This is a genomic window from Kitasatospora sp. NPDC038210 (assembly GCF_055600605.1).
The window spans coordinates 203,526-220,339 of sequence record NZ_JBVJYK010000014.1 but is presented as its reverse complement, the minus strand read 5'-3'; the positions used below and the strand labels follow the sequence as shown (position 1 = coordinate 220,339).

General features: G+C 72.6%; 18 protein-coding genes. All 18 read left to right on the top strand.

Annotation, left to right across the window (positions count from 1 at the left end):
• Window positions 1–38: 38 nt before the first annotated feature.
• The 18 genes from dop (at window position 39) to ACZ7KX_RS27520 (ending at window position 16,766) form a co-directional block, all read left to right on the top strand.
• The gene (gene dop / locus ACZ7KX_RS27605; RefSeq protein ID WP_470328806.1) at window positions 39–1,550 is read left to right on the top strand and encodes a depupylase/deamidase Dop; all 1,512 of its coding nucleotides are present in this window, start codon (window positions 39–41) and stop codon (window positions 1,548–1,550) included.
• A 184-nt stretch (window positions 1,551–1,734) separates the two neighbouring features.
• The gene (locus ACZ7KX_RS27600; protein WP_031069167.1) at window positions 1,735–1,953 is read left to right on the top strand and encodes a ubiquitin-like protein Pup; all 219 of its coding nucleotides are present in this window, start codon (window positions 1,735–1,737) and stop codon (window positions 1,951–1,953) included.
• A gap of 161 nt (window positions 1,954–2,114) precedes the next feature.
• A complete protein-coding gene (gene prcB / locus ACZ7KX_RS27595; RefSeq protein ID WP_350523846.1) occupies window positions 2,115–2,957 on the top strand; it encodes a proteasome subunit beta in 843 nt (280 codons plus the stop codon).
• A 31-nt stretch (window positions 2,958–2,988) separates the two neighbouring features.
• Complete coding sequence (gene prcA / locus ACZ7KX_RS27590) at window positions 2,989–3,744, top strand: proteasome subunit alpha (protein WP_470328805.1); 756 nt, start codon at window positions 2,989–2,991, stop codon at window positions 3,742–3,744.
• 120 nt (window positions 3,745–3,864) lie between these two features.
• Window positions 3,865–5,226, top strand: coding sequence for a Pup--protein ligase (pafA, locus tag ACZ7KX_RS27585; protein WP_380610481.1), 1,362 nt, complete (start codon window positions 3,865–3,867; stop codon window positions 5,224–5,226).
• A 136-nt stretch (window positions 5,227–5,362) separates the two neighbouring features.
• The gene (locus ACZ7KX_RS27580) at window positions 5,363–6,349 is read left to right on the top strand and encodes an FKBP-type peptidyl-prolyl cis-trans isomerase (RefSeq protein ID WP_350523843.1); all 987 of its coding nucleotides are present in this window, start codon (window positions 5,363–5,365) and stop codon (window positions 6,347–6,349) included.
• Between the two features lie 203 nt (window positions 6,350–6,552).
• Window positions 6,553–7,866: an FKBP-type peptidyl-prolyl cis-trans isomerase gene (locus ACZ7KX_RS27575; RefSeq protein ID WP_470328804.1), complete on the top strand. Its 1,314-nt coding sequence runs from the start codon at window positions 6,553–6,555 to the stop codon at window positions 7,864–7,866.
• 173 nt (window positions 7,867–8,039) lie between these two features.
• The gene (locus tag ACZ7KX_RS27570; RefSeq protein ID WP_350523841.1) at window positions 8,040–8,423 is read left to right on the top strand and encodes an FKBP-type peptidyl-prolyl cis-trans isomerase; all 384 of its coding nucleotides are present in this window, start codon (window positions 8,040–8,042) and stop codon (window positions 8,421–8,423) included.
• Between the two features lie 216 nt (window positions 8,424–8,639).
• Window positions 8,640–9,620, top strand: coding sequence for a helix-turn-helix transcriptional regulator (locus ACZ7KX_RS27565; protein ID WP_350523840.1), 981 nt, complete (start codon window positions 8,640–8,642; stop codon window positions 9,618–9,620).
• Window positions 9,617–10,573, top strand: a complete 957-nt coding sequence (locus ACZ7KX_RS27560; protein WP_316520336.1) for a helix-turn-helix transcriptional regulator — start codon at window positions 9,617–9,619, stop codon at window positions 10,571–10,573. The genes ACZ7KX_RS27565 and ACZ7KX_RS27560 overlap by 4 nt, the downstream gene beginning before the upstream one ends.
• Window positions 10,574–10,576: 3 nt before the next feature.
• Window positions 10,577–10,807, top strand: coding sequence for a hypothetical protein (locus ACZ7KX_RS27555; protein WP_196946782.1), 231 nt, complete (start codon window positions 10,577–10,579; stop codon window positions 10,805–10,807).
• Window positions 10,808–10,837: 30 nt separating this feature from the next.
• On the top strand, window positions 10,838–11,014 hold the full coding sequence (locus tag ACZ7KX_RS27550; RefSeq protein WP_350523838.1) for a hypothetical protein: 177 nt from the start codon (window positions 10,838–10,840) through the stop codon (window positions 11,012–11,014).
• 192 nt (window positions 11,015–11,206) lie between these two features.
• Entirely contained in the window at window positions 11,207–11,485 is a 279-nt protein-coding gene (gene tatA / locus ACZ7KX_RS27545; protein WP_470328803.1) for a Sec-independent protein translocase subunit TatA, read from the top strand.
• A 177-nt stretch (window positions 11,486–11,662) separates the two neighbouring features.
• Window positions 11,663–12,556 (top strand): twin-arginine translocase subunit TatC, encoded by an 894-nt coding sequence (gene tatC, locus ACZ7KX_RS27540; RefSeq protein ID WP_470328802.1) that lies wholly within the window; start codon window positions 11,663–11,665, stop codon window positions 12,554–12,556.
• A gap of 133 nt (window positions 12,557–12,689) precedes the next feature.
• On the top strand, window positions 12,690–13,850 hold the full coding sequence (locus ACZ7KX_RS27535; protein WP_470328801.1) for an NAD(P)/FAD-dependent oxidoreductase: 1,161 nt from the start codon (window positions 12,690–12,692) through the stop codon (window positions 13,848–13,850).
• 112 nt (window positions 13,851–13,962) lie between these two features.
• On the top strand, window positions 13,963–14,280 hold the full coding sequence (locus ACZ7KX_RS27530; RefSeq protein WP_470328800.1) for a (2Fe-2S)-binding protein: 318 nt from the start codon (window positions 13,963–13,965) through the stop codon (window positions 14,278–14,280).
• Window positions 14,261–15,679 carry an FAD/NAD(P)-dependent oxidoreductase gene (locus ACZ7KX_RS27525; RefSeq protein ID WP_470328799.1) on the top strand — a complete coding sequence of 473 codons (1,419 nt, stop codon included), beginning with the start codon at window positions 14,261–14,263 and terminating at the stop codon, window positions 15,677–15,679. The genes ACZ7KX_RS27530 and ACZ7KX_RS27525 overlap by 20 nt, the downstream gene beginning before the upstream one ends.
• Window positions 15,680–15,902: 223 nt before the next feature.
• A complete protein-coding gene (locus ACZ7KX_RS27520) occupies window positions 15,903–16,766 on the top strand; it encodes a dihydrodipicolinate synthase family protein (protein WP_470328834.1) in 864 nt (287 codons plus the stop codon).
• The last annotated feature ends 48 nt before the right edge of the window (window positions 16,767–16,814 follow it).

The following is a 16,814-nucleotide window of genomic DNA, read 5'->3' as shown; positions in this document are numbered from 1 at the left end:
CGCCCGCCGGGGGCGGCGCACCGGGCAAGGAGGGCCGCATGACCGTACGGCGCGTGATGGGCATCGAGACCGAGTACGGGATCTCCGTGCCCGGGCACCCCAACGCCAACGCCATGCTCACCTCGTCCCAGATCGTCAACGCCTACGCGGCGGCGATGCACCGGGCACGGCGGGCCCGCTGGGACTTCGAGGAGGAGAATCCGCTGCGCGACGCGCGGGGCTTCGACCTGGCGCGCGAGGTGGCGGACGCCAGCCAGCTGACCGACGAGGACATCGGCCTCGCCAACGTCATCCTCACCAACGGGGCCCGGTTCTACGTGGACCACGCGCACCCCGAGTACAGCTCGCCCGAGGTGACCAACCCGCGCGACGCCGTGCTGTGGGACAAGGCCGGCGAGCGGATCATGGCGGCCGCCGCGCAACGCGCGCTGGAGCTGCCCAACGGGCAGAACATCCACCTGTACAAGAACAACACCGACAACAAGGGCGCCTCCTACGGCACCCACGAGAACTACCTGATGAAGCGGGCGACGCCGTTCGCCGACATCGTGCGCCACCTCACCCCGTTCTTCGTCTCCCGCCAGGTGGTCACCGGCGCCGGCCGGGTCGGCATCGGCCAGGACGGCTCGGCGCACGGCTTCCAGATCAGCCAGCGCGCGGACTACTTCGAGGTCGAGGTCGGCCTGGAGACCACGCTCAAGCGGCCGATCATCAACACCCGGGACGAACCGCACGCCGACGCCGAGAAGTACCGCCGGCTGCACGTGATCATCGGGGACGCCAACCTCTCCGAGATCTCCACCTACCTCAAGCTGGGCACCACCTCGCTGGTCCTGTCGATGATCGAGGACTCCTTCATCGCCTCCGACCTCGCGGTCGACCAGCCGGTGCGCACCCTGCACCGGGTCTCCCACGACCCGACGCTCAAGCACCTGATCACCCTGCGCAACGGGCGCAAGCTCACCGCCGTCCAGCTGCAGCTGGAGTACTTCGAGCTGGCCCGCAAGTACGTCGAGGACCGCTTCGGGACGGACGCGGACGAGCAGACGGTGGACGTGCTGGCCCGCTGGGAGGACGTCCTGGGCCGGCTGGAACGCGACCCGATGTCGCTGTCCAGGCAGCTGGACTGGATCGCCAAGCGGGAGATCCTGGAGGGCTACCGCAGCCGGGACGCCCTGGAGTGGTCGAACCCGCGGCTTCAGCTGGTCGACCTCCAGTACAGCGACGTGCGGGCCGAGAAGGGCCTCTACAACCGCCTGGTGGCCCGCGGGCGCTTCGAGCGGCTGCTGACCGAGGACGAGGTCGTGCGGGCCGTCTCCAAGCCCCCGGAGGACACCAGGGCGTACTTCCGCGGGCGCTGCCTGGAGCAGTACGCGGACCACGTCGCCGCGGCCTCCTGGGACTCGGTGATCTTCGACCTGCCGGGCCGGGACTCGCTGCAGCGCGTGCCCACGCTGGAGCCGCTGCGGGGCACCCGCAACCACGTCAAGGAGCTGCTGGACCGCTGCCGCACGGCGGAGGACCTGCTCCGGGTGCTGTCCGGCGGGTAACTTTTCGATCACCACGGGTGAACGTCCGCCGAATGGGAATCATCCGGGGTGGCAGCGGGTGTTGGACAGGAAGCGCCACCGGCAAACCGGGAGCGGCAGTCGCACCTTGTGTATAGGGTCGGTGCCAACCGGCAACGACCCAACCGACCAAACCGTGCCAGACGAATCGAGCGGGGTGAGGGAAATGGCGAGCAAGGACACCGGCGGCGGCCAGCAGCGGGCAAACCGCTCCTCCGAGGAGGTCGAGGAGCAGGCCGCGGAAACGCAGAATTCCGACGACCTCAAGGAACGCCAGGAAAAGCTGAGCGACGACGTCGACGCGGTGCTGGACGAAATCGACGAGGTCCTGGAGTCGAACGCGGAGGATTTCGTGAGGGGCTTCGTCCAAAAGGGCGGGCAATAGCCCGTCCCCGGTATTCGGGAATTCACGGTCGCGACCGTCGAGGGCGGTCGGGCGGCGTCAGCCGCCCGGCCGCCCGGCACCTCCCCTCCTCGCTCCGCCGGTGATCGTCGGGCGGGTAGGGTGCGGGCAGCGCGCGCTTCAAGCTACCTGGAAGGAATCGTGTGGAAGCCAACACTCGTGGCACCGGGCGTCTACCGGCTGCCTTCCTGACCCCGGGATCGTCCTCGTTCCTCGACTTCCTGGCGGAGCACCAGCCGGAGCTGATCCCCGGTCGCCGCGGGCTCCCCGAGGGCGCCGTCGTCGAGGCCCCGCACGGGACGACGATCGTGGCCGCGGTCTTCGACGGCGGCGTGGTGATCGCCGGTGACCGCCGGGCGACGATGGGCAACGTGATCGCCCAGCGCGACATCGAGAAGGTGTTCCCGGCCGACGAGTACAGCGCGGTCGGCATCGCCGGAACCGCCGGCCTCGCGGTCGAGATGGTCCGGCTGTTCCAGCTGGAGCTGGAGCACTACGAGAAGATCGAGGGCACCACGCTCTCCCTGGAGGGCAAGGCGAACCGCCTCACCACCATGATCCGGGGCAACCTGGGCATGGCGATGCAGGGGCTGGCGGTCGTGCCGATCTTCGCCGGCTACGACCTGGACCGCGGCCGCGGCCGGATCTTCAACTACGACGTCACCGGCGGGCGTTCCGAGGAGCGCGGCTTCGCCGCCACCGGTTCGGGGTCGGTCTTCGCCCGCGGCTCGATGAAGAAGCTGTACCGCGAGGACCTGACGGCCGACCAGGCCGTCACCCTGGTCGTCCAGGCGCTCTACGACGCGGCGGACGACGACTCCGCCACCGGTGGCCCGGACCTCGCCCGCAAGATCTTCCCGATCGTCTCGCTGATCACCGAGGACGGCTTCCGCCGGCTCACCGAGGCGGAGGTCACGGAGGTCGCCGTCGCCATCACCGACGAGCGCCTGACCCGCCCCAACGGTCCGCAGGCCCCGCTGATCTAGCCATCACCTCACAGGAAAGGGACGACCGCCGGTGTCGACACCGTTCTACGTCTCGCCCCAGCAGGCCATGGCGGACCGCGCGGAGTACGCCCGCAAGGGCATCGCGCGCGGCCGCAGCGTGGTCGTGCTCACCTACGCCGACGGCATCGTCTTCGTCGCGGAGAACACCTCCAGAGCGCTGCACAAGGTCTCCGAGATCTACGACAAGATCGCCTTCGCGGCGGTCGGGCGCTACAACGAGTTCGAGAACCTGCGCATCGGCGGCGTCCGCTACGCCGACCTGCGCGGCTACTCCTACGACCGGGCCGACGTCACCGCCCGCGGCCTGGCCAACGTGTACGCCCAGACCCTGGGCACCATCTTCTCCTCGGTCGGGGAGAAGCCGTACGAGGTCGAGCTGATCGTGGCCGAGGTCGGCCGCACCAGCGACAACGACCAGATCTACCGGCTCACGCCGGACGGCTCGGTCGTCGACGAGAAGAACTACGTGGTGGTCGGTGGCAACGCCGACTCCATCGGCAACTACCTGGGCCAGCGCCACCGCGTCGGCCTGAGCCTGACCGAGGCGGTGAAGGTCGCGGTCGACTCGCTCGCCCGCGACCCCAACGGCGGCAGCCCGCGCAGCCTCACCCCGGAGCAGCTGGAGGTCGCGGTCCTCGACCGCCAGCGGTTCCAGCAGCGCAAGTTCAAGCGGATCCTGGGCAACCAGCTCGGCCGGCTGCTCGACGGGGACCAGTCCGCCGAGGCGGACGACGAGGACAACCCGGCGGACACCGCGCCGGAGTAGCAGTGCCTGCGGAGTCCCGTACGGCGGCCGGACCGCCGACGTGCGGGACTCCGGTGCCCCTGCGGCGGCCCAGTCGTCGTGGAGGCGGTTTCGGACAGCTCCGACCAGAATGGAGTGCTCATGGACCGCCGGATTTTCGGGCTGGAGAACGAGTACGGCGTGACCTGCACGTTCCGCGGGCAGCGACGGCTGTCGCCGGACGAGGTCGCGCGGTACCTGTTCCGCCGGGTCGTCTCCTGGGGCCGCAGCAGCAACGTCTTCCTGCGCAACGGCGCCCGGCTCTACCTCGACGTCGGATCCCACCCCGAGTACGCCACGCCCGAGTGCGACGACGTGGTCGAGCTGGTGACGCACGACAAGGCGGGCGAGCGCATCCTCGAAGGCCTCCTGGTGGACGCCGAGCGGCGGCTCCACGAGGAGGGCATCGCGGGGGACGTCTACCTCTTCAAGAACAACACCGACTCCGCCGGGAACTCCTACGGCTGCCACGAGAACTACCTGGTGGCCCGGCACGGCGAGTTCTCCCGGCTGGCCGACGTGCTGATCCCCTTCCTGGTGACCCGGCAGCTGATCTGCGGCGCGGGCAAGGTGCTGCAGACCCCGCGCGGCGCGGTGTACTGCGTCAGCCAGCGGGCCGAGCACATCTGGGAGGGCGTCAGCTCCGCCACCACCCGCTCGCGGCCGATCATCAACACCAGGGACGAGCCGCACGCGGACGCCGAGCGCTACCGCCGGCTGCACGTGATCGTCGGCGACTCCAACATGTCGGAGACGACGACGCTGCTCAAGGTCGGCGCCACCGACCTGGTGCTGCGGCTGATCGAGGCCGGCGTGGTGATGCGCGACCTCACCCTGGAGAACCCGATCCGGGCGATCCGCGAGGTGAGCCACGACCTCACCGGCACCCACCAGGTGCGGCTCGCCAACGGCCGCGAGGCCAGCGCGCTCGACATCCAGGAGGAGTACTACAGCAAGGCGCTGGAGTTCGCCGACCGCAAGGGCATCAACACCGGCACGATCGCGCGGGTCCTCGACCTGTGGGGCCGCACCCTGGAGGCCGTCCGCACCGAGCGGCTGGACGGGGTGGCCACCGAGATCGACTGGATCATGAAGTACAAGCTCATCGAGCGCTACCGCGAGAAGCACCAGATGAGCATGTCCAACCCGCGGGTGGCGCAGATCGACCTCGCGTACCACGACATCCACCGCCGCCGGGGCCTGTTCTACCTGCTCCAGGGCAAGGGCCAGGCGCAGCGGGTGACCACCGACCTCAAGACCTTCGAGGCCAAGTCGATCCCGCCGCAGACCACCCGGGCGCGGCTGCGCGGGGACTTCATCCGCCGGGCGCAGGAGCAGCGCCGGGACTTCACGGTGGACTGGGTGCACCTGAAGCTGAACGACCAGGCGCAGCGCACGGTGCTGTGCAAGGACCCGTTCCGGTCGGTGGACGAGCGGGTGGAGAAGCTCATCGCGGGCATGTAGTCCACGGTTCGTGAGCGAGGTGCCCTGATCACGGCACCGTCCGGCCCCGGTGGTGTCTACCGGGGCCGGACGCGTGCCGGGCATACGCTGTCCGTCGAGTCAGGAGAGCCGACTTCGACCGACAGTTAGGACCACCGTGCGCCGCACCGCCGGTTTGCTTCTCACCCTGCCGCTGCTGCTGGCCGTCGCCTGCAGCAGTTCCACCAAGGCGGCAGGACCGGCGACGCCGTCCGCGGCGAGCGCTGCCCCGACCGTGCCGGCGCCGGTCAGCGAGGCGCCGCCGATGCCCACACTTTCGGGTGGCGGATTCGGCAGCAAGGCGACCATCACCATCCCCGAGGGCCAGCCCAGCGGTCAGTTCGTGGTGAACACGGTCACCGAGGGCGAGCGCCAGACCGTCAACAAGGGCGACTGGGTGACGGTCAACTACACCGCGAAGGACTGGACCACCGGCAAGGACCTGCCCAGCTCGTACGACCCGAACGGCAAGCCGCAGCTCTACCAGGCGGGCAGCGGGCAGCTGGTGCCGGCGCTGGACCAGAGCGTGATCGGCAAGAAGGTGGGAAGCCGGCTGCTTGTGGTGGCCCCGCCGGCGGCGGCCTTCGGCGAGCAGGGCTCCACCCAGCTGGGCGTCGAGAAGAACGACACCGTGGTGTTCGTGCTGGACATCATGGAGAGCCTGGCGCCGGACTCCACGCTGACCGGGACCATGACGCAGCCGCCCCCGACGCTGCCGCAGGTCAAGGACAACGGCAAGGCGCCGGTGACGATCACGATCCCGGCCGGGCAGCCCGCGCCCACCGACCTGCAGCAGGCGGTGCTGATCAAGGGCGAGGGCAAGCAGGTCAAGAGCGGGCAGACCCTGGTGGTGCAGTACACCGGGGTGCTGTGGAGCAACGGCCAGCAGTTCGACTCCTCGTGGTCGCACGGCGGGGCGCAGGCGGTGCAGATCGGCACCGGCAGCGTGATCGAGGGGTGGGACAAGGGCCTGGTGGGGCAGAACGTGGGCAGCCGGGTGATGCTTGTGGTGCCGCCCGCGCTCGGCTACCAGGACAAGGCGCAGGGCGCGGTCCCCGCGAACTCCACGCTGGTCTTCGTGATCGACATTCTGGAAGCGGTCTAGGAAGTCACCCGGGGGATTCCGTACGCTTGGGCGGACGCTCGTACAACGAAGCGTCCGCCCTCATCCTGAGCTGTCATACTGCCCTCGCGCTGTGGCAGGTGCCGTCCGGCGCCGAGGTCCGGGGCGGGCGGTGCGACGGCAGGCCGGCGTTCAGCACGCCGGGCGCAGACCTGGAAGACCTGTGGCGAGATGGATGGGGAGTCATGACTGAGAAGACGCCGAGCCCGGGCGGGGCCGGCACCGCGGCGAACGACAGCCCTGCGGGTGACCCGGCCGCCTCCCGTCCCGGCGGCCCGCTTCCGGGGGACGGCGAGTCGATCGTCGTCCCGCCGTCGATCCTGAAGCAGCAGGCCGGCTGGGCGCAGCCCGGCGAGGCGCCGCGTGCCCCGAGCGGGACGACGACCGACGACACGCCGCAGATCTTCGCCTCCACCGTCCGCCGGGCCGACACCTCCGAGGCCGGGTACGACGAGAACCCGCCGAGCGTCGGCCGGCTCGGTGTGATCCTCGGCACGGTGCTGGCCGTGCTGCTGGCGGGCAGCGCCGTGACGCTGTACCTGGTCAACAAGGACGGTGGCGGCAAGGACGCGAGCGCCGCGAAGCCGGACGCCGCGACCGCGCCGCCCAAGCCGACCGCCGACCCGGTGCCGCCGATCAAGGACAGCGCCAAGGTGCTGCCGACCGTCACCGGCGACTTCGGCAAGAAGGCCGACATCCAGGTGCCGGGCGAGGCGTCGGACGGCTCCTTCGTGGTCAAGGTGCTCTCCGAGGGCTCCGGCGCCAAGGTGGACAAGAACTCCTGGACCTCGGTGGACTACACCGCCAAGGACTGGAACACCGGCAAGGACATCCCGAGCTCGTACGACGCCAACGGCAAGCCGCAGATCTTCCAGGCCGGCACGGACTCACTGATCCCGGCGCTGGACCAGGCCGTGATCGGGAAGAAGGCCGGCAGCCGGATCCTGGTGGTGGCCCCGCCGGCCGCCGCGTTCGGCTCCCAGGGCAAGGCCGACATGTCGATCGGGCCCAAGGACGACCTGATCTTCGTGATCGACGTCCGCAACGCCAACGCGCCGGACGCGGTGGTCAGCGGCACGGTCACCCCGCCGCCGGCGGACTTCCCGCAGGTCAAGGACAACGGCAAGAAGCCGGCCGAGATCACCCCGGTGGCCGGCGCCAAGGACCCGACCGAGCTGAAGTCCCACGTCCTGATCAAGGGCAACGGGCCGAAGGTGGAGAAGGGCGAGAAGGTCGTCGTCCAGTACACCGGCGCGCTGTTCAAGGACGGCAAGGTGTTCGACTCCTCGCTCAGCAAGGGCCAGGCGTTCACCTTCCCGGTCGGCGGCGGCCAGGTCATCCAGGGCTGGGACCAGGGCCTGGAGGGCCAGACCGTGGGCAGCCGGGTCGAGCTGGTGATCCCGGCGGCGCTGGGCTACGGCGACAAGGGCCAGGGCGACATCCCGCCCGGCGCGACGCTGGTCTTCGTGGTGGACATCCTGGACGCCGGTCAGGGCTGATCCACTTTCGGGTGACAATAGTGTCTGTGTGACCTTCGGGCCCGGCCGCGTGGCCGGACCCGTACGGGCGGCGGGCGCGCGTACCGTGGTCCGTCCCCGCTGTCGGGGCGGACCGGGTGCGGGCGCCCGCCGCTTGGTCGTGTACGGAACCGCCAAATGTGAGAAGAGGGACTGTGAGCGTCAACCTCAACGAGAAGCCCGAGATCGACTTCCCGATCGGCGACGCCCCGACGGAGCTGCAGATCCGCGACATCGTCGTCGGTGACGGCGCGGAGGCCAAGAAGGGCCAGAACGTCAGCGTCCGCTACGTCGGCGTGACCTTCGAGACGGGCGAGGAGTTCGACGCCAGCTGGAACCGGAGCCCGAACGAGTTCCGTTTCCCGCTGGGCGGCGGCCGCGTCATCAAGGGCTGGGACCAGGGCGTCGTCGGCATGAAGGTCGGCGGCCGTCGCGAGCTGACCATCCCGTCGCACCTGGCCTACGGCAACCAGTCGCCGACCCCGGCCATCCCGGCGGGCTCGACCCTGATCTTCGTGGTCGACCTGCTGGCCGTCTGAGCCTGCTGGCCGTCTGAGCCTGCTCGCACCGTGGGCCGGACCCCTCCGGGGCCCGGCCCACGGGCTTGTCCGGGTGCGGAGGACACCGCGCGGGAACCGGGTGCGGGAGGCCGCTTTTGCAGTGCGTACCGCTACCGGTACGGTCGGTCCCGCCGGGTGGTGATCGCCCGGTTGGCGCACCCCGCGCGCGGCGCGGCAACACCGGAAGGGTCAGCGATGGCGATCGCCAAGGCAGAGCGGCTGATGAATCTCGCCCTGTGCCTGATGAACACCAGACGTCCGCTCTCCAAGAAGGAGCTGCGGGAATCCATCGAGGCGTACCGCGAGGCCTGGCAGGGCAGCAGCGAGGACGCCTTCAACCGGATGTTCGAGCGGGACAAGGACGACCTGCGCGAGCTCGGCCTGGTGATCGACGTCGACGAGAGCGCCCTGGACGGCGAGCTGGGCTACCTGGCCCGCGCCGACCGCAACCGGCTGCCCGAGATCGCGCTGGACGCGGAGGAGGCCGCCGCGCTGACGCTGGCGGCCCGGGTGTGGCAGCAGGCCAAGATGTCCGGCGCGGCCAGCGGCGCGCTGCAGAAGCTGCGCGCGGCCGGGGTGCCGTTCGCCGAGGCCGAGGGCCGTTCCGCCCTGGAGCCGCGCATCCCCGCCCGGGAGGCCGCGTTCGAGCCGCTGCTCACCGCCGCCCGGGACCGCCGCCCGGTCACCTTCGAGTACCGCAAGGCCGGCGCCGCCGCCGTCGAGCAGCGCAGCGTGGAGCCGTGGGCTCTGGAGTGCTGGCGCGGCCACTGGTACCTGGCCGGCTACGACCGCGACCGCGGGGACGCCCGGGTGTTCCGGCTCAGCCGGATCACCGGCAGGGTGAAGGCGCGGAGCGGGGCGTTCCTGGGCACCGTGCCCGAGCACGTGGACGTCCGGGCCACCGTGGCGAAGTTCGCGGGGGAGGGGGCCACCGCCACCGCGACCGTCCGGGTCCGCCGAGGCGCCGGCTTCCCGCTGCGCACCAAGGCGCTGAACAGCACCCGGGTGGACGAGGCCTGGGACGAGCTGGAGATCCCGTACGGCAACGGGCTGGGCGCCGATCTGGCCGAGTTCGGGCCGGACGTGGTGGTGCTCGGGCCGGAGGAGCTGCGGGCGGATGTGGTCGACCGGCTGCGGGCGGTCGCGGGGCTGGACTCGGAGGACGTACGGGCATGAGCAACGCCATTGACCAGACCAGGCGGATGCTGTCGCTGGTCACCTACCTGCGCGAGCGGCCGGGGGCCGAGGTCGCCGAGGTGGCCCGCGCCTTCGGGATCAGCGAGCGCGAGCTGATCGGGGACCTCAACGTGCTGCCGATGTGCGGCACCAGCTTCCGCGGCGGCGACCTGCTCGACATCGACACCGACGGCGAGCGGATCTGGTGGCACAACGTCGACGACGTGGCCCAGCCGCTGCGGCTGGCCGCGGACGAGGCGACCGCGCTGCTGGTGGCCGCCCGCGCGGTGGCCGGCCTGCCCGGACTGCGGGCCGGGGACCGGGAGGCGCTCACCCGGGCCGTCGCCAAGATCGAGAACGCGGCGGGCGAGAGCGCCGAGGGCAGCGCCCGGGTCGGCGTGACCTTCGAGGCGGAGAGCCACGTCTTCGCGGACATCGACCGCGCGCTCAGCGAGGGCCGCCGGCTCTGGCTGCGCTACTACTCGCACGGGCGCGGCGGGATGACCGAGCGCGAGGTCGACCCGATCCGGCTGCTCACCGAGGGCCACACCTACCTCGAAGCCTGGTGCCGCACCTCCGAGGACCACCGGATGTTCCGGCTGGACCGGGTCGCCGAGATCCGCGTGCTGGACGTCCCGGCCGACCCGCCCCGGCGCGAGCCGCGCGACCTGAGCGGCGGGTTGGTCAACCCGGCGGCGGACGACCCGGAGGTGGTGGTCGAGGTCTCCTCCGGCGGCCGCTGGGTGGCCGAGTACTACACCCACGACCGGGCCGAGGAACTGCCCGACGGCGGGCTGCGGATCACCCTGCGCAGCGCCGACCCCTCCCAGCTGCGCCCGCTGGCGCTGCGGCTGGGCCGGGACGGCCGGATCGTCTCGCCGCCCGAACTGGCCGAGCAGGCGCGCTCGGCCGCGCGGGAAGCGCTGGCCGCCTACGGGGAGGGGCAGGTCTGAGCGGTGGAACCCGGGACCAGATTCAAGGTGTACTGCTCGGAGTGCCGGGAGAAGGTCGAGCTCCCGGCCGAGGAGTTCCGCCTGACCCTCGGTCGCACCCCGGCCCAGGCGCACTACAGCTTCGGTTGCCCGCTGTGCGGGGCCGCGGTGCGCAAGCCGGCCGGGGAGAAGATCGTCGAGGCGCTCACCGGGGCGGGGGTCCGCACCATGCGGCTCGTCCCGGTCGAGGGGTAGTGCCCGGGGCGCCCGTATAGGGTGGGGCGCATGTCCTGGATGCTCGTCGCCGCCGTCCTGCTCGCCACCGCGGGCCTGCTGGTCCTGGGGGTCCTCGCGATCCGGCTCTGGCTGGACGTGCGGGCGCTGGCCAAGGGCGTGGACACGGCCTCGCGGGCGCTGGCCACGGCGGCCGAGGAGCTGGCCGCGGCGGTGCCGGGCCGGTAGCACACCGCGGCCGTGGACGGTACGGGGGCTGCTGCGCGGACGTAGGGCCGGGTTACGCTCTCAGATGGCTCCCGAATCCGTGTGCCGGGGGCCGCTGTCCTGTTCGGGCGGCCGTCGTCGTGGCGTCACCCGCAGCGGTTACCATCCGCAGCGGGCGGCCCGGCGGGCCGCCATGACTGAAGGTGGTCGCGCATGCGCATCTCGATGACCGCGATCGTGGTGATCGTGGTACTCGCCATCGTGCTGTTCGGAGCCAAGCGGCTGCCGGAGGTCGCGCGGTCGCTGGGGAAGTCGCTGCGGATCCTGAAGAGCGAGGCCAGGGCGATGCGGACGGACGGCGAGTCCGAGCAGTCCGCGCGGCCCGCTCCGACGCCGCTGGACGGCGCCGCGGGTCGGGCCGTCCCGGGAGCTCCGGGCGCGTCGGGCACGGCCCGTCCGGTGGCGGAGCCGGACGGCGAACGCCCGCACTGAGCGCGACGCACGCGACACGCGATGCAAGCGACGCACGCGACACGCGATGCAAGCGACGCACGCGACGCACGCGACCAAGGAGGCCCGTCGACCGGCGGGCCTCGACGCACGAGTTGAGGACCGGGGTTGAGCAAGCTCTCCAAGGCGCCGAAGGCGTCAAAGGATCCTGAAGGGCGGATGGCCCTCGCCGACCACCTGCGGGAACTGCGCAACCGCGTGGTCAAGTCGGTCCTGGCGATCGTGCTGATCACCATCGTGGCCCTGATCTACCACAAGCAGCTCGAAAGCCTCCTCCTCAAACCGCTCCCGCAGTGCACCGAGGAGACCGCCGGCCAGTACCACGGCAAGTGCGCTCAGGTCTCCACCATCGGTCTGACCTCGGGTTTCACCTGGATGCTCAAGGTCGCGCTGACGGCCGGCGTGGTCGGTTCGGTGCCGATCTGGCTGTGGCAGGTCTGGGCGTTCGTGGCGCCCGGCCTGCACCGGCACGAGAAGAAGTACACCGTCATCTTCATGGTGTGCGGGGCGCCGCTGTTCCTGGCCGGTGTGGGTGTCGCGTTCCTGGTGCTGCCCGCCACGGTCGAGGTGTTGATCTCGTTCACGCCGGACAAGACCACGCCGATCCTGCCGCCGGACGACTACTTCGACATCGCCACCCGGATGGTGCTGGTCTTCGGCCTCGCCTTCGAGTTCCCGCTGCTGCTCGTGATGCTGAACCTGGTCGGCATGGTCAGCGGCAAGCGGCTGCTCGGCTGGTGGCGCGGCATGGTCATGGGCATCACGGTGTTCGCGGCCTTCGCCACGCCGAGCGCCGACCCGCTGACCATGCTCGCGCTGGCCGCGCCGATCTGGGGCCTGTACTTCATCGCGGTGATCATCGCGCTGGCCTTCGACAAGCGCAAGGCGCGCCGCAACCCGGACGCCCTGCTGGACGACGAGGAGGCCTCGCACGTGGACCTGTCCGTGCAGCCGGTGGCCGGTGCGGAGAGCGTCCACGCCTCCGCGGCCCCGGCGGCGAGCAGCGCTCCGGTGCCGGCCGCGCGGCACGAGCAGATGGACGACATCACCTGAGCCGGTGGGTCCTGAGGGAGCCCCGGCCCGTCGCCAGCGAGCGGCGGGCCGGGGCTTTCCGCTGGTCGGGGGCTTTTCCGGGTTTCGGCCGGGCGGTCTTGGCAGGGTGGATGGCATGTGACATATTACTGACGTGCTGAAGACCGAGAGACCTCCCCTGGACGTCGTCGTGGTCGGCGCCGGTGTGGTCGGCGCCGCCTGCGCCTACTACGCCGCCCGCGCCGGGCTCGCCGTCGCCGTCGTGGACCGCGGGCCGGTGGCCGGCGGCACCACCGGCGCGGGCGAGGGCAACCTGCTGGTCTCCGACAAGGAGCCCGGGCCCGAGCTCGACCTCGCGCTGCTCAGCACCCGGCTCTGGCGCGAACTCGCCGAGGACCTCGGCGCCGCCGTCGAGTACGAGCCCAAGGGCGGCGTGGTGGTCGCCTCCACCGGCGCCGGCCAGGAGGCACTGCGGGCCTTCGCCGCCGGTCAGCGCGCCGTCGGGGTGGTCGCCGAGGAGGTGCCCGGCGAGCGGCTGCGGGAGCTGGAGCCGCACCTCGCCCCCGGCCTGGCCGGCGGCTTCCACTACCCGCAGGACGCCCAGGTCCAGCCCGCCCTGGCCGCCGCCCACCTGCTGCGCGCGGCCCGCCGGATGGGTACCGAGCTGATCACCGGGGAGACCGTGACCGCCGTCGACCGGGGGCCGGACGGCGCCGTGCGCGGCGTGCGGACCGACCGCCGGCGACTGGCCGCACCCGCCGTGGTGAACGCGGCCGGCACCTGGGGCGGCGAGCTCGCCGTCCTGGCCGGGGTGCACCTGCCGGTGATGCCCCGGCGCGGCTTCGTCCTGGTCACCGAACCGCTGCCGCGGGTCGTCCGGCACAAGGTCTACGCCGCCGACTACGTGGCCAACGTGGCCAGCGGCTCGGCCGGGCTGGAGACCTCCGCCGTGATCGAGGGCACCCCCGGCGGGCCGGTGCTGATCGGCGCCAGCCGGGAGCGGGTCGGCTTCGACCGCACGCTCTCCCAGGAGGTGCTGCGTCGACTGGCCGGCCAGGCCGCGGAGCTCTTCCCGGTGCTCGCGGACGTCACCGTGCTGCGCGCCTACCGGGGCTTCCGCCCGTACCTGCCGGACCACCTGCCGGCCGTCGGGGCCGACCCGCGGGTCCCCGGGCTGTACCACGCCTGCGGGCACGAGGGGGCCGGGATCGGGCTCGCTCCGGCAACCGGGCTGCTGATCAGCGAACAGCTCACCGGGAAGCAGCCGGAGCAGGACCTCGCGCCGTTCCGCCCGGACCGGTTCCCGGCGCCGTGAGGCCCGGCCACCGGGCAGCCGTGAGACCCGGTGGGGTGGGACCCACCACCGCGCGGGGTCGCGCCCGCGATCGTTCCGCATGAGATTCCGTCCTGGATTGGAGACGCCGCCGATGCGCCGCCGCACCCCCGCCGGGCTGGTCGAGGCCGAGCCCGGGCCCGCCCACCACATCGAGTTCGACGGGCGGCCCGTCCCCGCGCTGCCCGGGCAGTCGATCGCCGCCGCCCTCTGGGCCGACGGCGTGCTCGCCTGGCGCACCACCCGGGTCGGCGGCAAGCCGCGCGGGGCGTTCTGCGGGATCGGCAGCTGCTTCGACTGCCTGGCCACCGTGGACGGCCGGCCCAACCAGCGCACCTGCCTGCTCCCCGCCGAGCCCGGCACCACCGTCACCACCCAGGAGGGCCACGGCCGTGCCGACCTCGCCGTCTGACCCCTCGCCCTTCGACCTCGCGGTGATCGGGGCCGGCCCGGCCGGGCTCGCCGCCGCCGTCACCGCCGCCGACCTCGGGCTGCGCTGCGTCCTGCTGGACGGCGGACAGCACACCGGCGGGCAGTACTACCGCCACCCGGCGCCCGGCCTCGGCGCGGCCCGGCCGGACCGGCTGCACCACCACTGGTCCGCCTACACCGGCCTGGCCGACCGCCTCGACGCCCACGAACGGGCCGGGCGGGCCGCCTTCCGGGCCGGGCACCAGGTCTGGGCGCTGGAGCGCGCCGAGGACGGCTTCGCGGTGCACGCCACCCGCGGGCCCGAAAGCACCGACCGGGCCACCGTCCGGGCCCGGTCGGTCCTGCTCGCCACCGGCGCGTACGAGCGGCAGCTGCCGTTCCCCGGGTGGACCCTGCCCGGGGTGGTCACCGCGGGCGGCGCTCAGGCGATGCTCAAGGCCGGGCTGGTCCTGCCCGGACGCCGGATCGTCGTCGCCGGGAGCGGGCCGCTGCTGCTCGCCGCGGCGTCCTCGCTGGTCACCGCGGGCGCCGAGGTGCCCGCCGTGGTCGAGGCCACCGCCTACCTCGGGTACGCGCGGCGTCCGGGCGTGCTGGCGGGCGTCCCCGGCAAGCTGGTCGAGGGCGCCGGGCACGGCGGTGCGCTGCTGCGGCACGGCGTCCGGCTGCGCCCGCGCAGCGCGGTGGTCGAGGCGCACGGCACGGACCGGGTCACCGGTGTCACGGTGGCCCGCCTGGACGCCGACTGGCGGCCGGTGCCCGGCAGCGGGCGGCGGATCGACTGTGACGCCCTCGCGGTGGGCCACGGCCTGCTACCGCAGATCGACCTGGCCACCGAGCTGGGCGCGCGGACCACGGCCGGACCGGACGGCGCGGTCGCGCTGGCGGTCGACGCCCGGTTGCGCACCAGCGTCCCCGGCCTCTGGTCGGCGGGGGAGACCAACGGCGTCGGCGGCGCCGACCTCGCGCTCGCCGAGGGCGAGCTGGCCGCGCACGCGGTGGCCGGGGCGCTGCCGACGGCCGCGCTGCTGCGCCGGCGCTCCCGGCTGCGGGCCTTCGCCGAGCTGATGGCCGCCGCCCACCGGCCGGGCCCGGGCTGGACCGGCTGGCTGCGCCCGGACACCGACGTCTGCCGGTGCGAGGAGGTGCCGGTCTCGGCGATCCGGGAGGCCGTGGACGAGCTGGGCGCGGGCGATCCGCGCACCGTCAAGCTGCTCACCCGGGCCGGGATGGGCTGGTGCCAGGGGCGGATGTGCGGTCCGGCCGTGGCGTGTCTGGCCGGCCCGGCTGCGGAACCGGGCGGTCCGGGGCCCGACCGGCGGCCGCTGGGCTGTCCGGTGCCGCTCTCGCAGCTGGCGGCGGGGCCCACCCCGGAGTCGTGACGGGCGCGCCGGCGAACCGGCGTCCGCCGGCGAACCGGCGTCCGCCGGCGAAGCGGCGTCCGCCGACGAACCGACGCCCGCCGTGGAGCCGATGCCCGCCGTCGAACGGACGGGCCGGGGACCTTGTCTCCGGCCCGCCCCTGCTTATAAAATGTCACACCTCACCAAGGAGTTCATCGTGTCCATCACCCCCCACGACACCGCCCGTCCCTGGCGCGGCATCATGGTCGCCACCACGATCCCGCTGCGCCCGGACCACTCCGTCGACTACGACGCCTACGCCGAGCACGTCCGCTGGCTGATCGACTCCGGCTGCGAGGGCGTCGTCCCCAACGGCTCGCTGGGCGAGTACCAGACGCTCACCGCCGAGGAGCGCGCCCGGGTCGTCGAGGTGGCCGTCGAGGCCGCCGGCGACGGCGCCCGGGTCATGCCCGGCGTGGCCGCGTACGGCAGCGCCGAGTCCCGCCGCTGGGCCGACCAGGCCGCCGAGGCCGGCGCCGGCTCCGTGCTGCTGCTGCCGCCGAACGCCTACCGGGCGGACCACGCCTCGGTGCGCGCGCACTACGCCGAGGTCGCCAAGGCGGGCCTGCCGATCGTCGCGTACAACAACCCGATCGACACCAAGGTGGACCTCGTCCCCGCGCTGCTCGCCCAGCTGCACGGCGAGGGCTCGATCGTCGCCGTCAAGGAGTTCAGCGGGGACGTCCGCCGGGCGTACGAGATCGCCGAGCTGGCCCCCGGGCTGGACCTGCTGATCGGCGCCGACGACGTGCTGCTGGAGCTGGCGCTGGCCGGTGCGGTCGGCTGGATCGCCGGCTACCCGAACGCGCTGCCGGAGGCCTCGGTGGCGCTCTACGACGCCGCGGTCAAGCACGACCTGGAGACGGCGCTGCCGCTCTACAAGTCGCTGCACTCGCTGCTGCGCTGGGACTCCAAGACCGAGTTCGTCCAGGCCATCAAGCTCTCCATGGACCTCGCCGGGCGCCCCGGCGGCCCGGTCCGGGCCCCGCGCCAGGCGCTCACCCCGGAGATCGAGGCGGCCGTGCGGGCCGCCACCGAGAAGGCGCTGGCCGAAGGCCTCGCCTAGTCGTGCCGCCTCCCGGCCGGCTGCCCGCGCAGCCGGCCAGGCCCCCAT